This is a genomic window from Serratia sp. szju (assembly GCF_044594185.1).
GTDB lineage: Bacteria > Pseudomonadota > Gammaproteobacteria > Enterobacterales > Enterobacteriaceae > Serratia > Serratia bockelmannii.
Genome location: NZ_CP172576.1, coordinates 1281067 through 1307302, shown reverse-complemented (window position 1 = coordinate 1307302; position 26236 = coordinate 1281067). Strand labels below are relative to the sequence as shown.

Below are 26236 nucleotides of genomic sequence, written 5' to 3'. Positions count from 1 at the left end.
GATGGATTTCAGCGTGATTCACGACAACCTGGGTTACCTGCTGTGGGGCACCTGGCCGGACGGGCCGCTGGGTGGCGCGGCGCTGACGTTGGCGATCAGCCTGATGGCCGGCGTGGCCTCGGCGGTGCTCGGCACCTTACTCGGCGTGGCGCTGGCGATGTCACGCGGCGTCGCCGCCGGGCTGCTGGCGGCGGTGTTGGGCTTTTTCCGCGCCATTCCGGTCATCATGCTGATCTTCTGGACCTATTTCCTGCTGCCGATGGTCTTTGGCGTCGAGATCCCGGAAATCACTACCGTGGTGTGCGCGCTGGCGCTGATCGCCTCGGCCTATCTGGCCCATGCAGTGAAGGCCGGCATCGCCGCGATCGGCCCCGGCCAGTGGCAGGCTGGGCTTTCTCTGGGGCTGACGCGTTGGCAGACGCTGCGCATGATCGTGCTGCCGCAGGCGCTGCGCATGATGGTGCCGTCGTTCATCAACCAGTGGATCTCTCTGATCAAGGACACCTCGCTGGCTTATATCGTCGGCGTTGGCGAACTGACCTTCCTGGCGACCCAGGTCAACAACCGCAGCATGGTCTATCCGATGGAAGTGTTCCTGTTCGTGGCGCTGGTCTACTTCGTGTTCTGCCTGGCGCTCGATCTGCTGGCCAACGCGGTCAACCGCCGCTTCGGCGCGCAAACCCGCGCGCTGAAACGGTCCTGGCGCTGGTGGCGCAACAAGCCGCCGTTGCCGGCCAGTTAATCGGCCGTGAGCCGCCAGCCGCGTTCGCGCCACAGCGCGGGCAATTGAGCCAGGTCGTCAAACGTGGTCACCAGCGGATGGTCAATCGGCGGGTTATGCGGGTCGGCGCAGAAGTAAAAGACCGGGATGCCGGCATGGATGCCGGCCTGCGCGCCGGCGGGCGAATCGTCCACCAGGATGCAACGCGTCACCGGCACCTGCATCTGTTCGGCGGCGTGAAACACGATCGCCGGATCTGGCTTCCAGCGCTGAATGTCATAGCCGCTGAACAACCGGTCATCAAAATAAGGCAGCATGCCGGTCAGGCCGAGCGAGTGCTGCATCTTGCTGACCGGCCCGTTGGAGACGGTGCAGACAGGCACCGTTATCTGCGCCAGCAGCTCGCGGGCGCCGGCAATCTGTTGCAGCTCGCTGTCGAACAACCGCGCCACTTCCTGCCGATACAGCGGCTCCAGCGTCTCTTTGGCCAGGTCAGTGCCCTGCTCGGCGTTGACCCGATCGATGATCTCGTACAGCTTCACCCCTTTGTATTTCTTGAATACCTCTTCCAGCGACAGATGAATGCCGTAGTGGGCGAACATGTGCACATAGGCTTTGCTGCACAGCACTTCGCTGTCTACCAGCGTGCCATCGCAGTCGAACAAAATGCAGTCAATCTGATTCATGCGGGACAGGTTCCTTCGGGTTAACGCCGCTGAGGCCGCTCAGCGATCATTTGATCAGGTTACGCGCCTTGAGATCGTGCAAAATTAGCGCGGCGACGTGTGAGCACTGCGGCAGATCGCGACTGTCGCACCACTTCAGCTCGGCGATTTCGGCGGCCGGCTGCAGCTGCCCGGTAAAGTCGGCCTGGTAGCAGCGAATGCGCACCTGGGTGCCGTCCTGCTTGCCGTCCGCCGGGCCGGTGAATTCGCCGTAAAACGCGATGGATTGCGACAGCAGCGCAACGGTCAGCTCTTCGTCGATTTCGCGGCACAGCGCCTGTTCGTCGGTTTCGCCCGCTTCGCGCTTTCCGCCCGGCATATAAAACAGCGTCTTATTGTGTGAGCGCACCAGCGCCACTTTGTCATCTTTCAGCGCGATCAACGCCAGCTTATCGATAAAGGTCGAAGACATGCGGATTCCTGTTTTTAACGGATAGGGATAGAGGGGCGATAGGCCATTTTATCGGCCGTGCCGGCAAACGGCAACGCAGCGGGCGGCAAGGGGGATGAATGCCTGTAAATACAAGCCGTTGACGCGTTTAGCCGTAAAGACGGCGAAAAAAACCTGTGACCGACATCAAAAGCCCCACTTTTTGTTATAGGATAGCCGGCGACTGTCCATTCCCATTTTCGGAATTCTGATAATGACCAAACCAGTATCTGGCCTTGACGCTGAGCAAGGCTTGCTTGGGCGCGTGTTTAAACTCAAGCAACATGGCACGACGGCGCGTACGGAAACGATTGCCGGTATCACCACCTTTCTCACCATGGTGTATATCGTGTTCGTTAACCCGCAAATTTTGGGCGCGGCGGGCATGGATACCCAGGCGGTATTTGTCACCACCTGTTTGATCGCCGCCTTCGGCAGCATCTTTATGGGCCTGCTGGCGAACCTGCCGGTGGCGCTGGCGCCGGCGATGGGCCTGAACGCCTTCTTCGCCTTCGTGGTGGTCGGCGCGATGGGCATCTCCTGGCAGGTGGGCATGGGCGCCATCTTCTGGGGGGCGGTCGGCCTGCTGTTGCTGACCATTTTCCGCATTCGCTATTGGATGATCGCTAACATTCCGGTCAGCCTGCGGGTCGGCATTACCAGCGGCATCGGTCTGTTCATCGGCATGATGGGGCTGAAAAACGCCGGCATCGTAGTGGCTAACCCGGACACGCTGGTGACCATCGGCAGCCTGACCTCGCACAACGTGCTGCTGGGGGCGCTCGGCTTCTTCATCATCGCCGTGCTCTCTTCGCGTAACTTCCACGCGGCGGTGCTGGTGTCGATCGTGGTCACCACCCTGATCGGCTGGATGCTGGGCGACGTGAAATACGGTGGCCTGTTCTCCCTGCCGCCGAGTATCACCTCGGTGGTGGGCCAGGTCGACGTGGCCGGCGCACTGAACATCGGGCTGGCCGGGGTTATCTTCTCGTTTATGCTGGTGAACCTGTTCGACTCTTCCGGCACCCTGATCGGCGTTACCGATAAAGCCGGCCTGACCGACAACCAGGGCAAATTCCCGCGTATGAAGCAGGCGTTGTACGTTGACAGCATCAGCTCAGTGGCCGGTTCGCTGGCGGGTACCTCTTCCGTGACCGCTTACATCGAAAGCTCGTCCGGCGTCGCCGTCGGCGGCCGCACCGGTTTGACGGCGGTGGTCACTGGCCTGCTGTTCCTGCTGGTGATCTTCCTGTCGCCGTTGGCGGGTATGGTGCCGGCTTACGCTGCCGCCGGCGCGCTGATCTATGTCGGTGTACTGATGACCTCCAGCCTGGCGCGGGTGAAGTGGGACGATCTGACCGAAGCGGTACCGGCATTTGTCACCGCGGTGATGATGCCGTTCAGTTTCTCGATCACCGAAGGTATCGCGCTCGGCTTTATCTCCTACTGCGTGATGAAGCTCGGCACCGGCCGCTGGCGTGAAATCAGCCCGTGCGTGGTGGTGGTGGCGCTGCTGTTCGTACTGAAAATCGTCTTTGTCGACGGCCATTGACAGCCAAAGGGCCGACGTCTGTCGGCCCTGAACGCTAGACTCCCGGCGTCGCGTCCGGCGCCTGGTCCAACACCCACTGCAACGGCCGCCTGAAGCGCGCCTGCCAACTACCGGCGGCATCCTCGCCCTGGGCGAAGTGCAGCGTCTCTACCTGGTTATCCTCTCCAAACAGATTGGCGAAGTGCAACGCCAGCGCCTGCTCACTGAAGTTCTGCCGATCGTAATACGCCATCACGATTTTCTTTTGCGCCGCCAGCGACTGCTGGGCCGGCTTGATCTCCCCGTTGGGGGCGATCAGGAGCGCGCCGGCGTAAAACTGCGGGTACTTCGCGATCAGGTTGGCGGCGTGCAATGCACCCTGGCCGCGGGCGCTGAGGTAAATCCGTTGGGTATTCAGCTTTAGCTGCGGAGCCAGCTGTTGCAGCGTACGCTGAATGGCGGTTTGGGTGCTCTCATCGCTGTAATTCGACCAGCGGAAGCTGTTTTCCGACAGCATCTGCGTGCCGTTGATCTCGATGTAGGCTACGCCCATTTCGCCGAACAGCAGCCGTTCTTCGGGGCTGATAGCGGCGGCTTTGCCGTAGGTATGCAGGAAGATCACCGTTGGCCAGCCTTCGGGCGGCGCTTCGCCGTCCGGCATCGCGTAGCTGGCTTTGCCTTCATAGCGGCGAGCGTGCTGCAGATAGCGCGCTTTGGTGGCGGCCAAAATGGATTGGTAGGTGGCGGAATGTTGAATGCTGTTGAAGGCGTCGTCCTCCAGCAGGTTGTAGTAGTACCACAGGCCGCGGTCGGCGCTCAGCTGCAGGTAGCGTTCCGCCAGCTCGGTTTGCCCTTTCTCTGCCGACGACACCGCCAACTGGTAGGGCGCCCAGACATTGCGGCCGTCTTCGCGCATCAGCGTCAGGTACAGCGACATGGCGCCCAGCTTTTTGTCTTCCTGGTTTTGCGCGGATCGCGACAGCTGGGCGTTGAGCGCACTGTGTGCCGGCAGCTCCAGCGGTTCTTCACCGGCGGGATAACGCATGTCTGCGGCGAAAGCGGGACTGGTGATGGAAACAAAAAATAACGCTAAAATGAAAAAATACATGATGCTATGGCTTTAATTTTCAATGAATTGACGGACTTCATGTCCTGTTGCGGCGCCCGGTGGGCGCCGCGAGACGGTCACTCCACGCGGCGAATAAAATCGCTGAACGCGGACAGCTGGCCGGTCAGGAAGTCCAGCGTTCCCTGATCGCTCAGTTCACCGGCCTGTTCATCGACCTTGCTCTGGATCACGCCGCCCATAAACTCAGGCTTGTTCATTACCATCGCATCGAGGAATACCAGGATCTGGCGCAGATGGTATTGGCAGCGCGCGCCGCCGATCGGCCCCATCGAGCTGGTTTGAATGGCGACCGGCTTGCCGGCCAGCGGCTGATTCGGCAAGCGAGACAGCCAGTCGATGGCGTTCTTCAACCCGCCGGGCACGGAATAGTTATATTCAGGGGTGACGATGATCACGCCGTCGGCCTGGCGGATCTGTTCGGCGATCGCCTCGACAGCGGCAGGGAAGCCTTCACCCTGTTGCATGTCGGCGTCGTACAGTGGGATATCGCGGATGGATGGTAGCGCTTCAATGGTGACGCCCTGCGGAGCCAGCCCTGGCAGGGCGCGGGCCACCATGGCGTTGTAAGAGCCTTTACGCAGGCTGCCGAGCAGAGTGACGATTTTTAAGGCTTGGTCTGACATGATGATTCTCCCTTTCGAATGAGCAGATTCAGCGTACAACATGGGCGAATAGTAGGCTAAAGCGCGGGTCGAGAATAGGCGATTGCTCAACATTTAGCTGTCTTTACAATTTAATCCAGCGACTCGAGCGGTAAAGACAGCGTTATCCGCTTTGCGCCGCGTTAACCGGGCGTCTTCAGGCCCGTCAGTTTAACGAAGCGCGAGGACGCCGCCGGGCTGCGCGGTGAGATTTCCCCGTCTTTGTGCAGTCCACCGCGCTCTTCGTAGCGCCAGCACAGCAGGCGATCCAGCCCAGGGCTGCCGGCGCAGGCCCAGCTCAGGTATTCGTCGGCGTCGCTCATCACCTGAACGTCCGGCGTGGCACTGGAGCGCAGGTGGCCGGAGAAGGGATGCAGACGCAGCGTAGACTGGCCGCTGTTACCGAGGCCGGAAATTTTCAGCACGCTTTGCCGGATGCTCCACAGCTGAGTTTCTGCCTCCAGCCGATCGTCCTGCGCACCGATCCAGGCACTTTCTGCCGGTGTCTGATGCGCGTGTTGCAGCGCGCTTTGCCGGGTGCCGCGCGCCCGCATCACTTCGATATCCAGTCCGACCTTGCCCTCGTCGCTAAGCAGTACGCCCACGGTGTTGCTGGCGTAGGCGAGGCTAAAATCGGGCAGCTGATGATCGGCGAAACAGGGGCGGCCGGTCGGCGTGGTGGCTATAGGGGGGAGCGTCGGCAAGCCGTACAGGTAGAACATCATTTCGGCGAGCAGAATGCGCCCTTGCAGGTAGCGCGTGCGGCGCTTAACGGAAAAGGTGCGGGTGGCGGCTATCACTTCGTCGGAGAGTCTCTGGGTATCCAGGACAGCGGAGGCCGGGGTCCATCGGGCAAAATGACACGCCATTGTTCACTCCATGACAGAGGGTCGCTAAGAACGCAGGGGTGTTAGATTAAGACTAAGTTGAGGATTTATCATCAAAAAACACTATGCGGATTATCCTATTTATTAACGATGGAAGAGGTATCGTCCGACGCGGCATCGCTCCACCATTGGATCATTGATGCGTTCGGTGCCAAATCAAAGTATGGCTTGCCCAGCAAGTGATTGAGGATGCGCGCTGAACGCCAGGCCATCAGGCTCAGTCCGCCTTCTGCGCTGCCGTGGCTGTGTATCCCGGCATTTACCGCATAAATTCGATTTTGCTCCGGCCCGAGCCATTCAAGATTAAAATTCGGCAGCAGCGGTAGATGCTGCTTCGAATCGAGCGGGATGCGTGGCACCAAGGGTTTCAGGTACGCGGGCAGAGAGGCGCGATAACCGGTGGCGAGAATGACGATATCAGCCCTGAAACTTTCCCGGCGATTTTCCAGACCGTGAAGCGTGCGCAGATGAAAAGCCTCATCCATTGATTCGACGGTCAGTAGAGTACGATGGGGCAGTAAACGCACATTGCGTGTCTGGCGCATCACGTCAAAACGCATATAAAGCTCACGGTACAAGGTTCGCAGCGTATGATTGCTGATGCCGTCTGCCGGCAATTTCTGTGTTTTGATTTCACGTGCGCGGATCTCGGCCGGCAGCGTATAGAAATAGTCGACGTATTCAGGAGTGAAATATTCGTTGGTGAAGGGGGACTCGTCCAGCGGCTGAAAATTGGGACGACGCGAGAGCCAATCCAGCTGTGCCGGCTCGCCCCAGTGTCCCTGCAACGCGTTCAAAAAAACATCGGCGCCGCTTTGGCCGCCGCCCACCACCATAACCCGCTTGCCGCTGAAGTCTGGATTGCGCAGGGCTATTTCGGCGGCATGCATGCAGTTTTCACCCAGCGCCGGGTAAAATGCTTCCGGCAACCAAGGGTCATGTCCGGTACCCAGACAGATATTTTTCGCCCACAGGGTCTGGTTGTGGGTACATACCTTGAACAAACCTTTTTCATCGTCGAAATCAATACGCTCTACGGACTGTGAAAACTGTAGCCCGTCTAACCTTTCGCAGGCCCAACTCAGGTAGTCGGAAAATTCTTCCCGGCTGATAATTTGCTGCTCGGTGATTAAAAAACGATAAATTTTTTTCTGTTCGACCAAGTAATTAATAAATGAAAATTGGCTGCGTGGGCTGACGGCGGTAACCAGATCTTGAAGTACATAGGTTTGCATATAAGCTGAGGGCAGCAGCATACCGGGATGCCAACGGAAGCTGGCGTTACGATCGAGAAAGGTATAATTGACGGCGCCGCTTTCGGCGGCCAGAGCGGCCAGACTGAGATTGAAAGGCCCCAATCCCACGCCGATCAAGTCTAAAGGTTCGTTCATGTAAGCTTATCTCTCACGCAGCAAAATTGATGAGATAAGCTTAGGTGAGTTTTGATGCCGCCGGGAGAAGTAACATGCGGGCGCCGAGTAGGATACGGCGCTCGCAGTCGATTATTTCCCGATACAGAAGCTTGAGAAGATACGGCCCAGCAGATCGTCGGAGGTGAATTCGCCGGTGATTTCACTTAGGGCCAGCTGCGCCTGGCGCAGTTCCTCGGCCAGCAGCTCCCCCGCGTAAGCGCTCACTAACTGTTCTTTACCCTGCACCAGGTGCTGTGCCGCCAATTCCAGCGCCTGCAGGTGGCGACGGCGCGCCAGAAAGCCGCCTTCCATATTGCTGGTGAAGCCCATGCTCTGTTTAAGATGATCGCGCAGCACATCGACGCCTTCGCCGGTGCGGGCCGACAGGCGAATAAGTGAGTGGTTATTCACTTCCGTCAGACCCAGCGTTTCACCGGTGATGTCGGCCTTGTTGCGCACCACGGTGATCGGCAGCGTGCCTGGCAGGCGCGCCATAAACTCCGGCCAGATCGCCGCCGGCTCGGTGGCGGCGGTGGTGGTGCCGTCAACCATAAACAGCACTCTGTCGGCCTGTTCAATCTCGTTCCACGCACGTTCGATGCCGATACGCTCTACTTCGTCGCTGGCATCGCGCAGGCCGGCGGTGTCGATGATGTGCAGCGGCATGCCATCGATATGGATATGTTCGCGCAAGACGTCGCGGGTGGTGCCGGCGATATCGGTCACGATCGCCGCCTCGCGCCCGGCCAACGCATTGAGCAGGCTCGATTTACCTGCGTTGGGGCGCCCGGCGATCACCACCTTCATCCCTTCGCGCAGCAGGCTGCCCTGGCGCGCTTCGCCGCGCACGTTGTCCAGATCCGCCATTACGTCGTTGAGCTGCGCCTCGATTTTACCGTCGGACAGGAAGTCGATTTCTTCGTCCGGGAAGTCGATCGCCGCTTCCACGTAGATTCGCAGGTGAGTGAGCGCTTCCACGAGCTGGTGGATGCGGGTGGAAAACGCGCCCTGCAGCGAGTTCATCGCCGAACGTGCCGCCTGCTCGGAGCTGGCGTCGATCAAATCGGCAATCGCTTCGGCCTGCGCCAAATCGAGTTTGTCGTTGAGAAATGCGCGCTCGGAGAACTCGCCGGGCCGTGCGATGCGCACGTTAGGGAGCGCCAGCACGCGCTTGAGCAACAGATCGAGGATCACCGGCCCGCCGTGGCCCTGCAGTTCCAGCACGTCTTCGCCGGTAAAGGAGTTCGGCCCCGGGAACCACAGCGCGATGCCCTGATCGAGGGTGGCGCCCGTGGCGTCGCGGAACGGCAGATAGTCAGCGTAGCGCGGCTTCGGCAGCTTGCCGAGCAACGCCTGGGCGACGTCTTTGGCCTTGCTTCCGGAAATGCGCAGAATGCCGACGCCGCCGCGTCCCGGCGGGGTGGCTTGGGCAACGATGGTATCGGTGGTGCTCATAACGGTTCTCTCTGACGATTAAGATGCAAAAAGGCGGTCTAATGACCGCCTTTGGGGTGACTGCAAGGGTCGGCGCGCCGAACCCCTACAATACGCTTAGCTTTTTTTCTTGTCGCGGCTGTGCAGACCGCGTTTTTCCAGACCACGGTAAATCAGCTGCTGCTGCAGGATGGTCACCAGGTTACTGACGATGTAATACAGCACCAGACCGGACGGGAACCACAGGAAGAACACTGTGAAGATCACCGGCATGAAGGTCATGATTTTCTGCTGCATCGGGTCAGTCACGGTGGTTGGCGACATCTTCTGAATGAAGAACATCGTCACGCCCATCAGGATTGGCAGGATGTAGTACGGGTCTTGCGCCGACAGGTCATGGATCCACAGGGCGAACGGCGCGTGGCGCAGCTCGACCGAGCCCATCAGCATGTAGTACAGCGCCAGGAAGATCGGCATCTGAATGATCAGCGGCAGGCAGCCGCCGAGCGGGTTCACTTTCTCCGACTTGTACAGCGCCATCATCTCTTGGCTCATGCGCTGTTTGTCATCGCCGATGCGCTCGCGCATCGCCTGCAGCTTCGGCTGCAGCATGCGCATTTTCGCCATCGAGGTGTACTGCGCCTTGGTCAGCGGGTACATGATGCCGCGCACGATGAAGGTGATGATGATGATGGAGAAGCCCCAGTTACCGATAAAGCCGTGGATGAACTTCAGCAGTTTGAACAGCGGCTGGGAGATGAACCACAGCCAGCCGTAATCCACGGTCAGGTCCAGGTGCGGCGCCAACTGGGCCATCTGATCCTGCAGCTCCGGGCCGACCCACAGGGTCGCGTTCAGCTGCTGCTGAGCGCCCGGCTGCACCACGACCGGGGTAGATTTGAAGCCGATGGTGGACAGGTTGTCACCCGGTTTGGCGGTGTAGAAGGTGTTGTCACCCTTGGTCGCCGGTACCCACGCGGTGGCGAAGTACTGCTGCAGCATGGCGACCCAACCGTCTTTGGTGGTGACGCTCAGGTTTTCGTCTTTGTCGAACGCGTATTTCTGGTACTTGTCCTCGCTGGACGAGTACGCCGCGCCGCGGAAGGTGTGCAACGCGAAGTTGCTGCTGCCGGTGTCGCGGTGCTTAGGCAATTCGGTGGTCTGCTTCAGCTGGCCGAACAGGGTCAGCTCCAGCGGCGTCGCGCCTTTGTTGTCGATGCTGTAATCCACGCCGACCGCATAGTGATTGCGTTTGAGCACGAAGGTCTTGGTGTAGATCGCGCCGTCTTTATCGGTGTAGGTCAGCGGGATGCGCAGCTCGTCCTGGCCTTCCGGCAGGGTGTAGCTGTCCTGCGCCGCCTGATACAGCGGGCGCTCGCCGTTGGCCGGGTTGTCCGGGCCGTTTTTACCGGTCAGGCCGCTTTGTGCCTGATAGACGAACGACGGAGTGGTTTCCAGCAGTTGGAACGGAGTCGATGAACCCAGAGTATCCGGGTAGGCCAACAGTTTAGCCTGCTCGATATCGCCACCACGGGTGTTGATGGTCAGTGACAGCACGTCGGTGTTCACGGTAATCAGCTTACCCTGACCACTGGCTGGCACGGCCTGGCTGGCGGCATCACCGGCTACTGCGTTCGAAGTCTGTTGCGTGGTCTGTGCGGCCGGCTGCGGAGCGTTGTCCGTTTGCCATGCCTGCCAGATCATGAAAGACACGAACAGCAGAGCGATGAGGAGAAGATTGCGTTGCGAATCCATCGTTAGTGTTCTCTGTTATCGTCGGTTTTTGGCGGCACCGGATCATCGCCACCTGGGTTCAAAGGGTGGCATTTTAATACGCGTTTCAATGCTAACCAACTGCCTTTTATCATGCCAAACCTGCTTAATGCCTCAATTGCGTAATGAGAGCATGTCGGCTGGAAGCGACAACGAGGCCCTAGCAGCGGACTGATGACGAGCTGATAGGCCCGCACCAGCCCGATCAGGATGCGGGAGCCTGGCGACAGTGGCGACGCCATAATTTATCCAAAGCTTCCGTCAGCGCGCGGTTATCCAAATCCGCTATCCCCTTTTTGGCCACCACGACAAAATCCATCGCCGGTAATTCGTGCTGACGCAGGCGGAAACTTTCGCGGGTTAGGCGTTTGATCCGATTACGCTCGTGCGCGCGTTTGACGTGTTTTTTGGCGACGGTAAGACCGATGCGGGGATGCCCCAGCTGGTTCAGGCGGCCGAGGATGGTGATTTGCGGCGTGCCAGCCCGTTGTGGCTGCTGGAAGACGAAAGTGAAATGAGTGGGAGTTAACAAACGTAACTCCCTGGGAAAAGCGAGCTTAACCACTCAGCGGGTTAGCTTTATTACTTAGAAACAGTCAGACGAGCACGGCCTTTCGCACGACGGCGGGCCAGAACTTGACGACCATTTTTGGTGGCCATACGAGCACGGAAACCGTGGCTACGGTTGCGCTTCAATACGGACGGTTGGAAAGTGCGTTTCATAGCGATTTCTACCTAAACTTAAAATAATTACTGATCAGTAAACGCGTTTGGCTACTCGGCGTGAAGATGACCGACGCCTCAATCGCAATACATAAAGAAGCGGGATTGTAATAATTGTACAGTCCTGAGTCAATTCGCATCGCGCCAGCCTACCTGGTTGTCTGCCAATAACGGAACAAAATCCGGTCTTGGCCCGTGGTCACCGCAGAATCCTGTCTGGCTAATGACGCACCATAAGGAACCAGGTATCACACGTAGGGCGAAGATTATACGGACTCGGGGTGAAATCGCAAGGATCCCCGTGAGATCCTTTGCGCGCGATCCCAGGATCCGACGTGGATAACAGGGTATAACCGGTTGACAATGTAAAAAACGCGGCGCAGCGGCCGGGATCTGCGCGGTCATTCGGCGTTGGCGGTGAAAAGATCGCCGCCGGCCGCGGCCTGTGGATAAAATGGATCTAATCTGTGAGGAAGGGGAGGATCTCTTGCTCGGATTGCGCTATGATCCGTCATTCCGATCGCGATCCCTCATGCCGGGATCGTGAGGGACACAAACCGTGAAAGGCGGTTCGCATCCCCCACAGGCAAACAGCCGATGCCGGGTATGTGTCAAAAATCATGAGTTATAAAAAAGTTGCCCGTTTCTTTTCTTTATTGATCTTGTTCGAGTGGAGTCCGCCGTGTCACTTTCGCTTTGGCAGCAGTGTCTTGCCCGATTGCAGGATGAGTTACCTGCCACAGAATTTAGTATGTGGATTCGCCCATTGCAGGCGGAACTGAGTGACAACACCCTGGCGCTGTACGCGCCTAACCGTTTTGTGCTGGATTGGGTTCGCGATAAGTACTTAAACAACATCAATGGTCTGCTGAATGATTTCTGCGGCACGGACGCGCCTTTGCTGCGTTTTGAAGTCGGCAGCAAGCCGATCACGCAGGTGATCAGCCAGACCGTGACCGCCAGCGTCAGCAGCGCCCCTGCGGCCCCGGCGGCGCGTACGGCTGCACCTTTGCGCCCGAGCTGGGACAACGCGGCGGCGCAGCCCGAGCTCTCTTACCGCTCCAACGTCAATCCTAAACACACCTTCGACAACTTCGTCGAGGGTAAGTCCAACCAGCTGGCGCGCGCGGCGGCTCGCCAGGTGGCGGACAATCCGGGCGGCGCCTACAACCCTTTGTTCCTGTATGGCGGTACCGGCCTGGGTAAAACTCACCTGCTGCACGCGGTCGGCAACGGCATCATGGCGCGCAAGGCCAACGCCAAAGTGGTCTACATGCACTCGGAACGCTTCGTGCAGGACATGGTCAAAGCGTTGCAAAATAATGCCATCGAAGAGTTTAAGCGCTACTACCGTTCGGTCGACGCCTTACTTATCGATGACATCCAATTTTTCGCCAACAAGGAGCGTTCGCAGGAAGAGTTCTTCCATACCTTTAACGCCCTGTTGGAAGGCAATCAGCAGATCATCCTGACCTCGGATCGCTACCCTAAAGAGATCAACGGGGTGGAAGATCGCTTGAAGTCCCGCTTCGGTTGGGGGCTGACGGTGGCGATCGAGCCGCCGGAGCTGGAAACCCGCGTGGCGATCCTGATGAAAAAGGCCGACGAAAACGACATTCGCCTGCCGGGCGAAGTGGCGTTCTTCATCGCCAAGCGCCTGCGTTCCAACGTGCGTGAGCTCGAAGGGGCATTGAACCGCGTGATCGCCAACGCCAACTTTACCGGCCGGGCTATCACCATTGATTTCGTGCGCGAAGCGCTGCGCGATCTGCTGGCGCTGCAGGAAAAGCTGGTCACCATCGACAATATCCAAAAGACGGTGGCGGAGTATTACAAGATTAAAGTCGCGGATTTGCTGTCCAAGCGGCGTTCGCGATCCGTTGCCCGCCCGCGCCAGATGGCGATGGCGCTGGCGAAGGAACTCACCAACCACAGTCTGCCGGAAATCGGCGATGCGTTTGGTGGCCGCGACCATACCACGGTGTTGCACGCCTGCCGGAAGATCGAGCAGCTGCGTGAGGAAAGTCACGACATCAAAGAAGATTTCTCCAATTTAATCAGAACATTATCTTCATAGCGCTATGAAATTTATCGTTGAACGTGAGCATCTGCTAAAACCGCTGCAACAGGTGAGCAGCCCGCTGGGCGGCCGCCCGACCTTGCCGATCCTGGGCAACCTGCTGTTGCAGGTGACGGAAGGCTCCCTGCTGCTGACTGGCACCGATCTGGAGATGGAGATGGTGGCGCGCGTCGCCCTGTCCCAACCGCATGAGCCGGGCGCGACCACCGTGCCTGCGCGCAAATTCTTTGATATCTGCCGTGGCCTGCCGGAAGGGGCGGAGATCGCCGTCACGCTGGAGAGCGAGCGCATGCTGGTGCGGTCCGGCCGCAGCCGTTTCTCACTGTCTACGCTGCCCGCGGCGGATTTCCCGAACCTGGATGACTGGCAGAGCGAGGTGGAATTTACCTTGCCGCAGGCGACGCTGAAGCGCCTGATCGAAGCTACCCAGTTCTCGATGGCCCATCAGGACGTGCGTTACTACCTGAACGGCATGCTGTTTGAAACCGAAGGCGAAGAGCTGCGCACCGTCGCGACCGACGGCCACCGCCTGGCGGTGTGCTCGATGCCGATCGGCCAGCAGCTGCCGTCGCATTCGGTGATCGTGCCGCGTAAAGGGGTGATGGAGCTGGTGCGCCTGCTGGACGGCGGCGATTCGCTGCTGCAGTTGCAGATCGGCAGCAACAACATCCGCGCCCACGTCGGCGATTTCATCTTCACGTCCAAGCTGGTTGACGGCCGTTTCCCGGACTATCGTCGCGTCTTGCCGAAGAACCCGGATAAAACGCTGGAAGCCGGCTGCGATCTGCTCAAGCAGGCGTTTGCCCGCGCGGCTATTCTCTCGAACGAGAAATTCCGCGGCGTGCGGCTGTACGTCAGCCAGAACCAGCTGAAGATCACCGCCAACAACCCGGAGCAGGAAGAGGCGGAAGAGATCCTCGACGTCAGCTACGACGGCGCGGAGATGGAGATCGGTTTCAACGTCAGCTACGTGCTGGACGTGTTGAACGCGCTCAAGTGTGAAGACGTGCGCCTGCTGTTGACCGACTCGGTCTCCAGCGTGCAGATCGAAGACGGCGCCAGCCAGGCGGCGGCCTACGTTGTCATGCCGATGCGGTTGTAGTCTCGTTACCTTGAATTACAGCACCGTCATCGGTAAAGAGATTGCATGGCTCTGACGCGTTTATTGATTAAAGACTTCCGCAATATCGAGGCGGCGGATTTGGCGCTAGCGCCGGGATTCAACTTCCTGGTTGGCGCCAACGGCAGCGGCAAGACCAGCGTGCTGGAAGCGGTGTATACGCTCGGCCACGGCCGTGCCTTTCGCAGCCTGCAGGCTGGTCGGGTGATTCGCCACGACCAACCGGAGTTCGTGTTGCATGGCCGCATCGAAGGTGCGGAGCGCGAGCTGTCGGTAGGATTGAGTAAGAGCCGTCAGGGTGACAGCAAAGTACGCATCGATGGCAGCGACGGCCACAAGGTGGCCGAGCTGGCGCAGCTGCTGCCCATGCAGCTGATCACCCCCGAAGGTTTTACCCTGCTGAACGGCGGGCCGAAATTCCGGCGCGCCTTCCTGGACTGGGGCTGTTTTCATAACGAACCCGGTTTTTTCACCGCCTGGAGCAACCTGAAACGGTTACTGAAGCAGCGCAATGCCGCGCTGCGCCAGGTGAGTCGCTATGCGCAGATCCGCGCTTGGGATCAGGAACTGATCCCGCTCGCGGAGCGCATCAGCGAATGGCGGGCGGAATACAGCGACGCGATCGCCGCGGATATCACCGCGACCTGTGCGCAGTTTCTGCCTGAATTCGGCCTGAGCTTCTCCTTCCAACGCGGCTGGGACAAAGAGAGCGACTACGGCGAGCTGCTGGAGCGCCAGTTTGAGCGCGACAGGGCGTTGACCTATACCGCGGTGGGGCCGCATAAAGCGGACTTTCGCATTCGTGCCGACGGCACGCCGGTAGAGGATTTGTTATCGCGCGGTCAGCTTAAGCTGCTGATGTGCGCGTTGCGCTTGGCGCAGGGTGAGTTTCTCACCCGGCAGAGCGGGCGGCGTTGCCTGTATCTGATTGATGATTTTGCCTCCGAGCTGGACACCGGCCGTCGCCGGTTGCTGGCCGATCGCCTGAAAGCCACCCAGGCCCAGGTTTTTGTCAGCGCAGTCAGCGCTGAACAAGTGACCGACATGGCCGGTGAAAAGGGCAAGATGTTCCGCGTGGAACAGGGTAAAATAGAGGTTCAACCACAGGACTAAAATGAGCGAGAAACGTTGATGTCGAATTCTTATGACTCCTCAAGTATCAAGGTATTAAAAGGGCTGGATGCGGTGCGCAAGCGCCCGGGCATGTATATCGGCGATACCGATGACGGCACCGGTCTGCACCACATGGTATTCGAGGTTGTGGACAACGCTATCGACGAAGCGCTCGCGGGCCACTGTAGTGACATTCAGGTCACCATCCATGCCGACAACTCGGTATCGGTGCAGGATGACGGCCGCGGCATTCCGACCGGCATTCACCCTGAAGAAGGGGTTTCAGCCGCAGAGGTCATCATGACCGTGCTGCACGCCGGCGGTAAATTCGACGACAACTCCTATAAAGTTTCCGGCGGCCTGCACGGCGTGGGCGTCTCGGTGGTTAACGCCCTGTCGGAGAAACTGGAGCTGGTGATCCGCCGCGAAGGCAAAGTGCACGAACAAACTTACAGCCACGGCGAGCCGCAGGCGCCGCTGAACGTGGTGGGCGAAACCGAGCAGACCGGCACCATGGTGCGCTTCTGGCCGAGCCACCAGACCTTCACCAATGTGACCGAGTTCGAGTATGACATTCTGGCCAAGCGTCTGCGCGAGCTGTCCTTCCTCAACTCCGGCGTGTCTATCCGCCTGAAGGACAAGCGTACCGACCGTGAAGACCACTTCCATTACGAAGGCGGCATCAAGGCGTTTGTCGAGTACCTGAACAAGAACAAAACCCCGATCCACCCGAACGTGTTCTACTTCTCGACCGTGAAAGACGACATCGGCGTGGAAGTGGCGCTGCAGTGGAACGACGGTTTCCAGGAAAACATCTACTGCTTCACCAACAACATCCCGCAGCGCGACGGCGGCACGCACCTGGTCGGTTTCCGTACCGCGATGACCCGTACGCTGAACAGCTACATGGAGAAGGAAGGCTACAGCAAGAAGGCCAAGGTCAGTGCCACCGGCGATGACGCACGTGAAGGCCTGATCGCCGTGGTCTCGGTGAAGGTGCCGGATCCGAAGTTCTCTTCTCAGACCAAGGACAAGCTGGTCTCTTCCGAGGTGAAAACCGCGGTTGAAACGCTGATGAACGAGAAGCTGGTGGATTACCTGATGGAGAATCCAGGCGACGCGAAAATCGTGGTCGGCAAAATCATCGACGCGGCGCGCGCGCGCGAAGCGGCGCGTAAAGCGCGTGAGATGACCCGCCGCAAAGGCGCACTGGATCTGGCCGGCCTGCCGGGCAAGCTGGCGGACTGCCAGGAACGCGACCCGGCGTTGTCCGAACTGTACCTGGTGGAAGGGGACTCCGCGGGCGGCTCTGCCAAGCAGGGGCGCAACCGCAAGAACCAGGCTATCTTGCCGCTGAAGGGGAAAATCCTCAACGTCGAGAAAGCGCGTTTCGACAAAATGCTCTCCTCGCAGGAAGTGGCGACGCTGATCACCGCGCTGGGTTGCGGCATCGGCCGCGACGAGTACAGCCCGGACAAGCTGCGTTATCACAGCATCATTATCATGACCGATGCCGACGTCGACGGTTCGCACATCCGTACGCTGCTGTTGACCTTCTTCTATCGCCAGATGCCGGAAATCATCGAGCGTGGCCACGTGTTCATCGCACAGCCGCCGCTGTACAAGGTGAAGAAAGGTAAGCAAGAGCAGTACATCAAAGATGACGAGGCGATGGATCAGTACCAGATCGCTATTGCGATGGACGGCGCTACGCTGCACACCAATGCCAGCGCACCGGCGCTGGGTGGCGAACAGCTGGAAAAACTGGTGGCTGAGCACTATGGCGTGCAGAAGCTGATCGGCCGCATGGAGCGCCGCTACCCGCGCGCGCTGCTGAACAGCCTGATCTATCAGCCGACGCTGAACGAAGGCGATCTCAGCGATGAAGCCAAGGTGAAAACCTGGATTGCTTCGCTGGTGCAGGCGCTGAACGACAAAGAGCAGCACGGCAGCAGCTATGACTTCGTTATCTTCGAGAACCGCGAGCGCCAGATGTTCGAGCCGGCGCTGCGCATCCGCACCCACGGCGTGGATACCGACTATAAGCTGGACTTCGACTTCATCCACGGCGGCGAATACCGCAAGATCTGTCAGCTGGGCGAGAAGCTGCGCGGGCTGGTCGAAGAGGGCGCGTTCATCGAGCGCGGCGAACGCCGTCAGCCGGTAGACAGCTTCGAGCAGGCGTTGGAGTGGCTGGTGAAAGAGTCGCGCCGCGGCCTGTCGGTGCAGCGTTATAAAGGTCTGGGCGAGATGAACCCGGAGCAGCTGTGGGAAACCACCATGGATCCTGAAAGCCGCCGTATGCTGCGCGTGACCGTCAAGGATGCCATCGCTGCCGATCAGCTGTTCACCACGCTGATGGGCGATGCGGTTGAACCGCGCCGCGCCTTTATCGAAGAAAACGCCCTGAAAGCGGCGAACATCGATATCTGATGCGTTAATGGCTGTGAAAATCCGCGCCGGGCGACCCGCGCGGATTTTTTTTGCGCCTTTTTTGGCGCTGACAGCCGAGGCTGAAACGCGTTAGCATGGGAAAAAACCACTGGGAGAAGCGTTGAATGGCTATTGAACTGATTGCGATCGACATGGACGGCACGTTGCTGGATCCGCAGCACCAAATCACGCCGGCGGTAAAGCAGGCTATCGCGGCGGCGCGGCGCAAAGGGGTGCACGTGGTGTTGGCCACCGGGCGGCCTTATGTCGGCGTGCAGGATTATCTGCGCCAGTTGGACATTCAGGGCCCCGGCGATTTCTGTATCACCTATAACGGCGCGCTGGTGCTGCGTGCGGTTGACGGCGCCTGCATTCTGCAAGAAACGCTGGGCTTTGAGGATTATCTGCACTTTGAGCAGATGGCGCGCGAGTTCGGCGTTCACTACCAGGCGTTTGATTTCGATACCCTGTATACCCCGAACAAGGATATCGGCAAGTACACCATACACGAGGCGGAAATGACCGGTATTCCGCTGAAATACCGCAGCGTGGAAGAGATGGATCGCCAGATGCGTTTCCCTAAAGTGATGATGATCGACGAGCCGGAGCTGTTGGACCGCGCTATCGCGCGCATCCCGGCGGAAACGCGCGAGCGTTATACCATCCTGAAAAGCGCGCCTTATTTCCTCGAGATCCTGCACAAGAACGTCGATAAGGGCGCCGGGGTGAGAATGCTGGCCGAGCATTTGGGCGTGGCGCGGGAAAACATCATGACGCTGGGGGATCAGGCCAACGATACGGCGATGATCGAATATGCCGGCGTCGGCGTAGCGATGGGCAACGCCATTCCCGAACTGAAAGCGGTGGCGCAGTTTGTCACCAGCGCCAATACAGAGGACGGCGTGGCGCGCGCTATCGAGAAGTTCGTGCTCAACGCCTGATAACGCGTGGGCGCTGCGGCGCCCCTTTATACTTTCGCCAACACCCCTTTGGCGATCTGCAGATCCTGAATCGCCAAGCCGGTGAGATCGGCGATGGTGATGTGCTGCGGCTCGCGTCGTACCCGCCCTCCCTGCGCCAAGACGGCGCCCATTTCGACGATTGGCGTTGAAATCAGCCTGTTTTGCCGATAAGCCGTCGCGATCTCACCATAGTCCGCGCACTGCGTCAGGGCATCGACCAGCAGCGCGTCTGCGTTGGCCACCAAATCGGTCGCCAGTTCCTGTTTGCCGGGCGCGTCGGCGCCCACGGCGGTGATGTGCGTGCCGGGCCGAATATCCGCCGCCTGCAATATCGGTTCGCGGCTGGGCGTGGTGGTCACGATCAGCCGACAGTGCGCTGCCAGTTCCGCCGCATTCTGCGTAACCCGCACCCGAAAACCCTCGGCTTCGGCATCGCGCCGATACGCCGCCAGCGCCTGTTCGTCTCGTCCCCACACCCATACGTCTCGGCAATCGGTCACCGGTTTCAGGCATTGCAGCTGCAGCCGCGCCTGCAGACCCGTGCCGACCATGCCGATCGCCTGAATATGCGGCGGTGCGCACAGCTCGGCGGCGATGCGGCCGGCCAGGGCGGTGCGCAACGCGGTCAGCCAACCTTCATCCTGCAGCAGCGCCTGCGGTTCGCCGGTCTGGGCGGAGAACGCCATCACCAGCCCCTGATTGCTCGGCAGGCCGTGTTCGGCGTTGCGATAGAAACCGGCGGAGATCTTGACCACGAACAGTTCGTCACCTTCCAGCCAGGCGGACTTGATGCAGCAGTCGCCGGCGGCACGCTCGAACAGGAAATGCTGCACCGGCGGTTGTTGCACTCGCTGTTGCGAGTAGGCGATAAAACCCTGCTTCAGCAGCGGCGTTATGGTCTCGGCGTCGAACGCGGCGAGGATTTGCTGCCGATTAAGGATGTGCATCGGCGATGGCCTTGAGGTATTTCTCCAGCACGATGTTCTTGCCGCACAGTACCACCGCCACCTTTTTACCCTGGTATTCCGGCGCCAGTTTGATCGCCGCCGCCAGCGCCACGCCGGCCGCGCCTTCGATAATCCAGCGATCGCTGGCGGCTATCCGGCGCATCGCGTGTTTGATCTCTGCCTCGCTAACCAGCACTTTGCGGTCGATCAGCTGTTGGCACAGCGGAAAGGTCACGGCGCCCGGCTCGACGCCGCCGGCGGTGCCGTCGGACAGGGTTTCTTGCTCTTCCACCGGGAAGATATGGCCCGCTTCCAACGCGCTGTACAGGCTGGTGGCGTTTTCCGGCCAGCAGGCGATAAGCTGCGTGTTCGGCGACAGTTGCCGCAGAACGGTGCCGATGCCGGCGATATAACCCCCGCCGCCGACCGCCACGAACACCGCGTCCAGATCGGTGAGTTGTTCAACCAGCTCCATGCCGCAGGTGCCCTGGCCGGCGATCACCTGCTCGTCGTTATACGGCGAGATATAGGTTTTTCCCTGTTCGCGTGCGGCCTGTTCCCCCGCCAGTTCGGCGTTCAGCGCATCGCCCGGCACCAATTCCACGGTGCCGCCCAGTGCACGAATGGTGTCGAGCTTGATGCTCGCGGCCGTCTCTGGCGCATAAACCGTGACGCCAACCCCCATCAGGTACCCCGCCAGGGCGACCGCTTGGCCGTGGTTGCCGGTTGAGGCGGCGATCACGCCGCGCCGGCGTTGCTCGTTATCCAGCAGCCGCAGCTTGTTGCTGGCGCCGCGAAATTTAAAGGAGCCGGTGTGCTGCAGATGATCGCATTTCAAATACAGCTCGCAGCCCAATTGCTGAGAAAGCAGTACGCTGCGTTCCAATGGCGTGACCCGAACCTGAGGGCGCAGTTGCTGATGGGCAGAAACAATGGCATCGAAGAGGGGATTCATACCGGCTCCAGAATATTTTGGACTTAAAAATCCATATTGTACTTTTTTGTATTGATTGTAAACCCTGCCATCCGACCGGCGGGTAAGCCGGCCAGCAAACGGCAATGGCCGGAGAAGAGCATCGGGTTGGCGGTGAAAGTAATCATTAACCTGTCGTTTAGCGACACGATTTTTTATTTATTTGCGTTAAGAAAGGCGCTGCCGCTGAATTATTTTGATCAAGTAAATGAGAATGAAAAAATAGCGCTCGCGGCATCTGCCTATACGGCATGGGCACCGCTGAGTTTCGCTGCCTGGAATACGGCCGCCTACCCGGGCGTTTATTTCCTGCCGGCGCCGCCGAGCGGCTTAAATGATAAGACGCTGAAAAATAATTGCGCCAAAATGCCCCCGGGCGCCTCTCGCTGGCCATATGAAACGCTGCCGCCGATCCGGTAAGATGGCCGTTCAGTGCCAGCATGCGCAGGAGAGCCGCCATGAGCCATCGGGAAAAACAACTGACTTTCGACCCACGCGGGCATCAGTTAACCAATATCAACGTCTGGACGCCGGATAGCCAATGGCTGGCTTATGACGTGCGCCCGCGCGGCGCCTCTTTCACCGGCCTTAGCATCGAGCGGGTCAACATCACCAGCGGCGCGGTGGAGGTGGTTTATCGCGCCCAGCACGGTGCCCACGTCGGCGTGGTTACGGTCAGCCCCGATGCGCCGGCGCGCTACGTCTTCATCCACGGCCCGGAACATCCGGACAGCGCCTGGCAGTATGATTTTCACCACCGCCGCGGGGTGATCGTCAGCGAACCGGATCGCGAGTTGGCCATTACCCTCGACGCGCTGGATATCACGGCGCCCTACACGCCCGGTGCGCTGCGCGGCGGCAGCCATGTGCACGTTTTCAGCCCGGACGGCAGCCGCCTCAGCTTTACCTACAACGATCACGTGATGCATGAATGCGATCCGGCGCGCGATCTGCGCAACGTCGGCGTGGCTGTGCCGCTGCACGGGGTCAATCCGCCGAAACAGCATCCCCGTGAATATGACGGCAGCCACTATTGCGTATTGGTCAGCGAGACCGTGCCGCAGCCGCAGCCGGGCAGCGATCAGATCAATCGCGCCTACGAAGAAGGCTGGATTGGCCGCGAAGGCTACCGTAAGGCCGACGGCAGCCGACAGCGCTGGGCGCTGGCGTTCATTGGCGATACGTTGTCCGCCGCCGGCGAGAAACTGCCGGAGGTGTTTATCGTCGATCTGCCGGAGAACGACGCCGACTACGCCAGGGCCGGCGCGGTGCCGCTGCAGGGGACGGAAAGCGAGCTGCCCGCGCCGCCGCTTGGCGTCAGGCAGCGGCGGGTGACCTTTACCGGTGAACGCCGTTTTCCGGGCGTGGTCGGTGCGCCGCGCCATTGGCTGCGCAGCTCGCCGGACGGCAGCCAGATAGCTTTTCTGATGAAGGATGACGGCGGCGTGGTGCAACTGTGGACGGTGTCGCCGAACGGCGGTGAGCCGTGCCAGGTCAGCCGCGGCGAGCATGACATCCAGTCGGCGTTCAGCTGGCACCCGCAGGGCGGGACGATAGCCCTGGTGTGTGACAACAGCGTGATGCTGTGTGAGGTCGCCAGCGGCCGCCTGCAGCGTTTAACGCAGCGCAGCGTGCAGCCGCCGTCGGGGGATGCCGTGGTGTTTTCGCCGGATGGCAAGAAAGTGGCATTTATGCGCGAGATTGCCGGATTCAACCAGATCTTTGTGGTTGAGGCGTAAGGCGGGCCTGATGGCCCGCTGCGTGCGTGATTAGTGTGTGGCGGTGCTGTCGTTGCCCTCGCCGGGGTTGCCGGTTGCCGCCAGATTCTGTTGCTCGCTGCGCAGGATGCGCGCTTTTGGCGAGTCTGCGGTGGCGTCATTGCCTGAACGCAGATAGTCGTAAGGCAGCAGCACGGTATCCATCACTGCGGAGAACGGCAGATCCAGCGCCACCAGCGGCATCATCGCCCAGCTGGTGTTGTCGTCCTTCAGCATGTCCACGCTGGCGCGGGTGCCGGGATAGTAACCCTGATTCGGGCCGGTATGGCTCATCACGCTGGAGCAACCGCTGGTCGCCAACAACATGCAGCCCGTCGCTATCGCTTTCATCGTCGTCATTAATCCATCCTGCAGGGTTGCTGTGCCCCTAAATTAAGCTGATTTATAACATCCTGTTGCTGCTTTAAAAGAAGCAAAATCCCGCTCTGTGGCGGCTCTCTCACTTTAGTGTAAGTGGTAAAAAAACTTTCACCTAACCGAAAAGCGCTTTTTTTGATCCTCGCCCGTTGAATTGATGAAATCAACCCCCATTTTATCATCAGAGCCGGATTGAGAATTTGCCGTAAGGGAATTCTGGCTTAATTAGCCTGTCCAGAATGGAAGGCGTATTTATTTCAACCTCGCTGAAGTGCCTTAGGAGGCTGTTTTATGCGTAATTTCGATCTTTCTCCACTATACCGTTCCGCCATTGGTTTCGATCGCCTGTTCAACGCGCTGGAGGCCGGCCAGAGCCAGGGCAACGGCGGTTATCCTCCTTATAATGTCGAGCTGGTGGACGAAAACCATTATCGCATCGCCATTGCAGTAGCCGGGTTTGCCGAGCAGGAGCTGGAGATCACCACGCAAGATAATCTGCTGATCGTGCGCGGTGCGCACAATAACGAACCGGCAGAAAAAACCTATTTATATCAGGGCATCGCTGAGCGTAATTTCGAGCGTAAATTCCAGCTGGCTGAACATATTCAAATTAAAGGCGCCAAACTGGAAAACGGCCTGCTGTATATCGATATGCAGCGCATCGTGCCGGAAACATTAAAACCGCGCCGTATCGAAATTAAATAATTCCCTTTTCGCCGGCAGGAACGCTGTCGGCAAATATGCAGTAACAATCCGCCTGCCGTCAGGGGGCTGAATAAACACATCTCGCTTAATGAAAGGAGTTGTTCCTATGCGTAATTACGATCTATCCCCGCTTCTGCGTCAATGGATTGGTTTTGATAAATTGGCCAGTTCAATGGGCGGCCAGGAACCCCAGGGGTTCCCGCCGTATAACATCGAGAAAAGCGATGACAATCACTACCGTATTTCTCTGGCGCTGGCCGGTTTCCGGCAGAGCGAACTGAATATCGAAGTGGAAGGGCCGCGGCTGACCGTCAGCGGTAAACCCACGCCGCCGGAAAAACAGGTCGAGTACCTGCATCAGGGGCTGGTGTGCAAAGAGTTCCAGTTGACCTTTACCCTGGCGGAACATCTGCAGGTGTCCGAGGCCAAATTTGAAAATGGCCTGCTGCACATCGATCTGGTGCGTCAGGTGCCGGAAGCCTTACAGCCGCAGCGCATCGCCATCGGTGCGACGCCGGAGCTGGAAGCCAAATAACCGACTGAAAAACGGTCATCATCATGCGGGGGAGATCCAGACGGATCTCCCCCGTTGCGTTATGTGGCGCACGCCACAGTCCCCCCGTCTGCCCGATGCCATAATCCTTGTTAATTGTGTGTCTTTGTCCGCAAATCCCATGTTCAACTTTGGCAAGGATGTGACCTATGAGCGATATCGCCCTGACCGTCAGCATGTTGGCGCTGGCGGCCGTCATTGGGCTGTGGATGGGGAACTGGAAACTGTACGGCGTCGGGCTGGGCATCGGCGGCGTGCTGTTCGGCGGCATTCTGGTCGGCCACTTTGCCCAGAGCGGGCAAATCAGCCTGAATGGTGACATGCTGCACTTTATCCAGGAGTTTGGCCTGATCCTGTTCGTTTACACCATCGGCATCCAGGTCGGTCCCGGTTTCTTCTCTTCGCTGCGCGTCTCTGGTCTGCGCCTCAACGCCTTCGCGGTGCTGCTGGTACTGACCGGCGGCGCAGTGGCGGCGGCGGTGCACAAGCTGTTCGACGTGCCGCTGCCGATCATCCTCGGCGTGTTCTCCGGCGCGGTCACCAACACCCCGGCGCTGGGCGCCGGTCAACAAATCCTGACCGATCTCGGTTCCGATCCGGCGTTGGTGGACGGCATGGGGATGGGCTACGCCATGGCCTACCCGTTCGGCATTTGCGGCATCTTGCTGGTGATGTGGCTGATCCGATTGGTTTTCCGCATCAACATCGAGCGCGAGGCGCAGGCGTTTGAAAACAGCCTGGGCAATCAGCGTGAGCTGCTGCACGCCATCAACGTGGCGGTGCGCAATCCCAACCTGCAGGGCATGGCGATTAAGCAGGTGCCGTTGCTCAACGGTGAAGCGATCGTCTGTTCGCGCCTCAAGCGCGGAGAGCTGCTGATGGTGCCGGCGCCGCACGAGCGGCTGGAACTTGGCGACTACCTGCATCTGGTGGGCAAGCGTGAAGATCTGGAGAACGCCCGGCTGGTGATAGGCGAAGAGGTGGACGCCTCGCTGTCGACGCGCGGCACCGCGCTGCAGGTGGTGAGGGCAGTGGTGACCAACGAGCAGGTGCTGGGCAAGAAAATCCGCGATCTGAACCTGAAGCAGAAGTATGACGTGGTAATTTCACGCCTCAACCGCGCCGGCGTCGAGCTGGTGGCCGGCAGCAACGTGACGCTGCAGTTTGGCGACATTCTCAACCTGGTCGGCCGGCCGGAGGCCATCGACGCGGTGACGGCAATCGTCGGCAACGCCCAACAAAAACTGCAGCAGGTGCAGATGCTGCCGGTCTTTATCGGCATCGGTCTCGGGGTGCTGCTGGGCTCCATTCCGCTGTTCGTGCCCGGCTTTCCGGCGGCATTGCGGCTGGGGCTGGCTGGCGGGCCGTTGGTGGCGGCGCTGATCCTGGGGCGCATCGGCAGTCTCGGCAAGCTGTATTGGTTTATGCCGCCGAGCGCCAACCTGGCGCTGCGCGAACTGGGCATCGTGCTGTTTCTGGCGGTGGTCGGTTTGAAATCGGGCGGCAATTTTATCGATACGTTGCTGCACGGCGAGGGGCTGACATGGATTGGTTATGGCGCGTTAATCACCGCCATTCCGCTGCTGAGCGTCGGTATTCTGGCACGCACGGTGGGCAAGATGAACTACCTGACGCTGTCCGGCATGCTGGCGGGATCGATGACCGATCCGCCGGCGCTGGCCTTCGCCAACGGTCTGCATCCCACCAGCGGCGCCGCCGCGCTGTCTTACGCCACTGTGTATCCGTTGGCGATGTTCCTGCGCATCATGTCGCCGCAGCTGCTGGCGGTGCTGTTCTGGACGCTGTAGT

At 59.4% G+C, this 26236-nt stretch carries 26 protein-coding genes; 12 read left to right on the top strand and 14 right to left on the bottom strand.

Annotated elements, in window-relative coordinates:
• The first annotated feature begins 1 nt into the window (after position 1).
• A complete protein-coding gene (locus RE418_RS06215; RefSeq protein ID WP_004933841.1) occupies positions 2-742 on the top strand; it encodes an amino acid ABC transporter permease in 741 nt (246 codons plus the stop codon).
• Here the strand turns inward: RE418_RS06215 and yieH are convergent.
• A complete protein-coding gene (gene yieH, locus RE418_RS06210; RefSeq protein ID WP_025304749.1) occupies positions 739-1407 on the bottom strand; it encodes a 6-phosphogluconate phosphatase in 669 nt (222 codons plus the stop codon). The two genes, RE418_RS06215 and yieH, sit on opposite strands and share 4 nt — an antisense overlap.
• A gap of 46 nt (positions 1408-1453) precedes the next feature.
• Positions 1454-1858 (bottom strand): NUDIX domain-containing protein, encoded by a 405-nt coding sequence (locus RE418_RS06205; RefSeq protein WP_016929609.1) that lies wholly within the window; start codon positions 1856-1858, stop codon positions 1454-1456.
• Positions 1859-2090: 232 nt separating this feature from the next.
• On the opposite strand from RE418_RS06205, the gene RE418_RS06200 reads away from it, so the two are divergent.
• Positions 2091-3428 carry an NCS2 family permease gene (locus RE418_RS06200; protein WP_004933851.1) on the top strand — a complete coding sequence of 446 codons (1338 nt, stop codon included), beginning with the start codon at positions 2091-2093 and terminating at the stop codon, positions 3426-3428.
• Positions 3429-3462: 34 nt separating this feature from the next.
• On the opposite strand, the gene RE418_RS06195 is transcribed toward RE418_RS06200, so the two are convergent.
• From RE418_RS06195 to rpmH, 9 genes are all read right to left on the bottom strand, one after another.
• Positions 3463-4515, bottom strand: a complete 1053-nt coding sequence (locus tag RE418_RS06195; RefSeq protein WP_025304751.1) for a hypothetical protein — start codon at positions 4513-4515, stop codon at positions 3463-3465.
• Between the two features lie 77 nt (positions 4516-4592).
• Positions 4593-5159, bottom strand: coding sequence for an NADPH-dependent FMN reductase (locus RE418_RS06190; RefSeq protein ID WP_025304752.1), 567 nt, complete (start codon positions 5157-5159; stop codon positions 4593-4595).
• A gap of 161 nt (positions 5160-5320) precedes the next feature.
• Positions 5321-6046 (bottom strand): 4'-phosphopantetheinyl transferase superfamily protein, encoded by a 726-nt coding sequence (locus RE418_RS06185; RefSeq protein ID WP_025304753.1) that lies wholly within the window; start codon positions 6044-6046, stop codon positions 5321-5323.
• Positions 6047-6141: 95 nt separating this feature from the next.
• Positions 6142-7455, bottom strand: coding sequence for a lysine N(6)-hydroxylase/L-ornithine N(5)-oxygenase family protein (locus tag RE418_RS06180; RefSeq protein ID WP_025304754.1), 1314 nt, complete (start codon positions 7453-7455; stop codon positions 6142-6144).
• Between the two features lie 111 nt (positions 7456-7566).
• Positions 7567-8931: a tRNA uridine-5-carboxymethylaminomethyl(34) synthesis GTPase MnmE gene (mnmE, locus tag RE418_RS06175; protein WP_089181465.1), complete on the bottom strand. Its 1365-nt coding sequence runs from the start codon at positions 8929-8931 to the stop codon at positions 7567-7569.
• A gap of 96 nt (positions 8932-9027) precedes the next feature.
• Positions 9028-10665 carry a membrane protein insertase YidC gene (gene yidC / locus RE418_RS06170; protein ID WP_025304756.1) on the bottom strand — a complete coding sequence of 546 codons (1638 nt, stop codon included), beginning with the start codon at positions 10663-10665 and terminating at the stop codon, positions 9028-9030.
• A 2-nt stretch (positions 10666-10667) separates the two neighbouring features.
• Positions 10668-10925 carry a membrane protein insertion efficiency factor YidD gene (yidD, locus tag RE418_RS06165; protein WP_004933881.1) on the bottom strand — a complete coding sequence of 86 codons (258 nt, stop codon included), beginning with the start codon at positions 10923-10925 and terminating at the stop codon, positions 10668-10670.
• The gene (gene rnpA, locus RE418_RS06160; RefSeq protein WP_004933883.1) at positions 10889-11248 is read right to left on the bottom strand and encodes a ribonuclease P protein component; all 360 of its coding nucleotides are present in this window, start codon (positions 11246-11248) and stop codon (positions 10889-10891) included. The genes yidD and rnpA overlap by 37 nt, the downstream gene beginning before the upstream one ends.
• Positions 11249-11265: 17 nt before the next feature.
• Complete coding sequence (rpmH, locus tag RE418_RS06155; RefSeq protein WP_000831330.1) at positions 11266-11406, bottom strand: 50S ribosomal protein L34; 141 nt, start codon at positions 11404-11406, stop codon at positions 11266-11268.
• A gap of 682 nt (positions 11407-12088) precedes the next feature.
• Here rpmH and dnaA point away from each other — a divergent pair.
• From dnaA to yidA, 5 genes are all read left to right on the top strand, one after another.
• Positions 12089-13483, top strand: a complete 1395-nt coding sequence (dnaA, locus tag RE418_RS06150; protein WP_071826153.1) for a chromosomal replication initiator protein DnaA — start codon at positions 12089-12091, stop codon at positions 13481-13483.
• Between the two features lie 4 nt (positions 13484-13487).
• The gene (dnaN, locus tag RE418_RS06145) at positions 13488-14588 is read left to right on the top strand and encodes a DNA polymerase III subunit beta (RefSeq protein ID WP_004933892.1); all 1101 of its coding nucleotides are present in this window, start codon (positions 13488-13490) and stop codon (positions 14586-14588) included.
• A gap of 45 nt (positions 14589-14633) precedes the next feature.
• Entirely contained in the window at positions 14634-15719 is a 1086-nt protein-coding gene (gene recF, locus RE418_RS06140; RefSeq protein ID WP_025304758.1) for a DNA replication/repair protein RecF, read from the top strand.
• Positions 15720-15737: 18 nt separating this feature from the next.
• A complete protein-coding gene (gyrB, locus tag RE418_RS06135) occupies positions 15738-18152 on the top strand; it encodes a DNA topoisomerase (ATP-hydrolyzing) subunit B (RefSeq protein WP_025304759.1) in 2415 nt (804 codons plus the stop codon).
• A gap of 125 nt (positions 18153-18277) precedes the next feature.
• Positions 18278-19093 carry a sugar-phosphatase gene (gene yidA, locus RE418_RS06130; RefSeq protein ID WP_025304760.1) on the top strand — a complete coding sequence of 272 codons (816 nt, stop codon included), beginning with the start codon at positions 18278-18280 and terminating at the stop codon, positions 19091-19093.
• Between the two features lie 26 nt (positions 19094-19119).
• Here the strand turns inward: yidA and RE418_RS06125 are convergent, their stop codons facing one another.
• Together RE418_RS06125 and RE418_RS06120 are read right to left on the bottom strand one after the other, a co-directional pair.
• A complete protein-coding gene (locus RE418_RS06125; protein WP_025304761.1) occupies positions 19120-20061 on the bottom strand; it encodes an ornithine cyclodeaminase family protein in 942 nt (313 codons plus the stop codon).
• Positions 20048-21016 (bottom strand): threonine/serine dehydratase, encoded by a 969-nt coding sequence (locus RE418_RS06120; RefSeq protein ID WP_089181466.1) that lies wholly within the window; start codon positions 21014-21016, stop codon positions 20048-20050. Before RE418_RS06120 ends, RE418_RS06125 begins: the two co-directional genes overlap by 14 nt.
• 36 nt (positions 21017-21052) lie before the next feature.
• Here RE418_RS06120 and RE418_RS06115 point away from each other — a divergent pair, with 36 nt between their 5' ends.
• Positions 21053-21454 carry a hypothetical protein gene (locus RE418_RS06115; RefSeq protein ID WP_145956986.1) on the top strand — a complete coding sequence of 134 codons (402 nt, stop codon included), beginning with the start codon at positions 21053-21055 and terminating at the stop codon, positions 21452-21454.
• A gap of 38 nt (positions 21455-21492) precedes the next feature.
• Positions 21493-22773, top strand: a complete 1281-nt coding sequence (locus RE418_RS06110; protein WP_089181467.1) for a DUF3748 domain-containing protein — start codon at positions 21493-21495, stop codon at positions 22771-22773.
• Between the two features lie 30 nt (positions 22774-22803).
• Here the strand turns inward: RE418_RS06110 and RE418_RS06105 are convergent, their stop codons facing one another.
• Positions 22804-23151, bottom strand: a complete 348-nt coding sequence (locus RE418_RS06105) for a YceK/YidQ family lipoprotein (RefSeq protein ID WP_016929593.1) — start codon at positions 23149-23151, stop codon at positions 22804-22806.
• Positions 23152-23460: 309 nt separating this feature from the next.
• On the opposite strand from RE418_RS06105, the gene ibpA reads away from it, so the two are divergent.
• The 3 genes from ibpA (at position 23461) to RE418_RS06090 (ending at position 26235) form a co-directional block, all read left to right on the top strand.
• Positions 23461-23874: a small heat shock chaperone IbpA gene (gene ibpA / locus RE418_RS06100; protein ID WP_004933919.1), complete on the top strand. Its 414-nt coding sequence runs from the start codon at positions 23461-23463 to the stop codon at positions 23872-23874.
• A gap of 106 nt (positions 23875-23980) precedes the next feature.
• The gene (gene ibpB, locus RE418_RS06095; protein ID WP_004933922.1) at positions 23981-24409 is read left to right on the top strand and encodes a small heat shock chaperone IbpB; all 429 of its coding nucleotides are present in this window, start codon (positions 23981-23983) and stop codon (positions 24407-24409) included.
• A 167-nt stretch (positions 24410-24576) separates the two neighbouring features.
• Complete coding sequence (locus RE418_RS06090; RefSeq protein ID WP_089181468.1) at positions 24577-26235, top strand: putative transporter; 1659 nt, start codon at positions 24577-24579, stop codon at positions 26233-26235.
• Position 26236 lies beyond the last annotated feature (1 nt).

Excerpts from the sequence above, each read along its gene's own strand:
- RE418_RS06215 (WP_004933841.1), top strand. The coding sequence starts at position 2 with ATGGATTTCAGCGTGATTCACGACAACCTGGGTTACCTGCTGTGGGGC.
- yieH (WP_025304749.1), bottom strand. The coding sequence starts at position 1,407 with ATGAATCAGATTGACTGCATTTTGTTCGACTGCGATGGCACGCTGGTA.
- RE418_RS06205 (WP_016929609.1), bottom strand. The coding sequence starts at position 1,858 with ATGTCTTCGACCTTTATCGATAAGCTGGCGTTGATCGCGCTGAAAGAT.
- RE418_RS06200 (WP_004933851.1), top strand. The coding sequence starts at position 2,091 with ATGACCAAACCAGTATCTGGCCTTGACGCTGAGCAAGGCTTGCTTGGG.
- RE418_RS06195 (WP_025304751.1), bottom strand. The coding sequence starts at position 4,515 with ATGTATTTTTTCATTTTAGCGTTATTTTTTGTTTCCATCACCAGTCCC.
- RE418_RS06190 (WP_025304752.1), bottom strand. The coding sequence starts at position 5,159 with ATGTCAGACCAAGCCTTAAAAATCGTCACTCTGCTCGGCAGCCTGCGT.
- RE418_RS06185 (WP_025304753.1), bottom strand. The coding sequence starts at position 6,046 with ATGGCGTGTCATTTTGCCCGATGGACCCCGGCCTCCGCTGTCCTGGAT.
- RE418_RS06180 (WP_025304754.1), bottom strand. The coding sequence starts at position 7,455 with ATGAACGAACCTTTAGACTTGATCGGCGTGGGATTGGGGCCTTTCAAT.
- mnmE (WP_089181465.1), bottom strand. The coding sequence starts at position 8,931 with ATGAGCACCACCGATACCATCGTTGCCCAAGCCACCCCGCCGGGACGC.
- yidC (WP_025304756.1), bottom strand. The coding sequence starts at position 10,665 with ATGGATTCGCAACGCAATCTTCTCCTCATCGCTCTGCTGTTCGTGTCT.
- yidD (WP_004933881.1), bottom strand. The coding sequence starts at position 10,925 with ATGGCGTCGCCACTGTCGCCAGGCTCCCGCATCCTGATCGGGCTGGTG.
- rpmH (WP_000831330.1), bottom strand. The coding sequence starts at position 11,406 with ATGAAACGCACTTTCCAACCGTCCGTATTGAAGCGCAACCGTAGCCAC.
- dnaN (WP_004933892.1), top strand. The coding sequence starts at position 13,488 with ATGAAATTTATCGTTGAACGTGAGCATCTGCTAAAACCGCTGCAACAG.
- recF (WP_025304758.1), top strand. The coding sequence starts at position 14,634 with ATGGCTCTGACGCGTTTATTGATTAAAGACTTCCGCAATATCGAGGCG.
- gyrB (WP_025304759.1), top strand. The coding sequence starts at position 15,738 with ATGTCGAATTCTTATGACTCCTCAAGTATCAAGGTATTAAAAGGGCTG.
- yidA (WP_025304760.1), top strand. The coding sequence starts at position 18,278 with ATGGCTATTGAACTGATTGCGATCGACATGGACGGCACGTTGCTGGAT.
- RE418_RS06125 (WP_025304761.1), bottom strand. The coding sequence starts at position 20,061 with ATGCACATCCTTAATCGGCAGCAAATCCTCGCCGCGTTCGACGCCGAG.
- RE418_RS06120 (WP_089181466.1), bottom strand. The coding sequence starts at position 21,016 with ATGAATCCCCTCTTCGATGCCATTGTTTCTGCCCATCAGCAACTGCGC.
- RE418_RS06110 (WP_089181467.1), top strand. The coding sequence starts at position 21,493 with ATGAGCCATCGGGAAAAACAACTGACTTTCGACCCACGCGGGCATCAG.
- RE418_RS06105 (WP_016929593.1), bottom strand. The coding sequence starts at position 23,151 with ATGACGACGATGAAAGCGATAGCGACGGGCTGCATGTTGTTGGCGACC.
- ibpA (WP_004933919.1), top strand. The coding sequence starts at position 23,461 with ATGCGTAATTTCGATCTTTCTCCACTATACCGTTCCGCCATTGGTTTC.
- ibpB (WP_004933922.1), top strand. The coding sequence starts at position 23,981 with ATGCGTAATTACGATCTATCCCCGCTTCTGCGTCAATGGATTGGTTTT.
- RE418_RS06090 (WP_089181468.1), top strand. The coding sequence starts at position 24,577 with ATGAGCGATATCGCCCTGACCGTCAGCATGTTGGCGCTGGCGGCCGTC.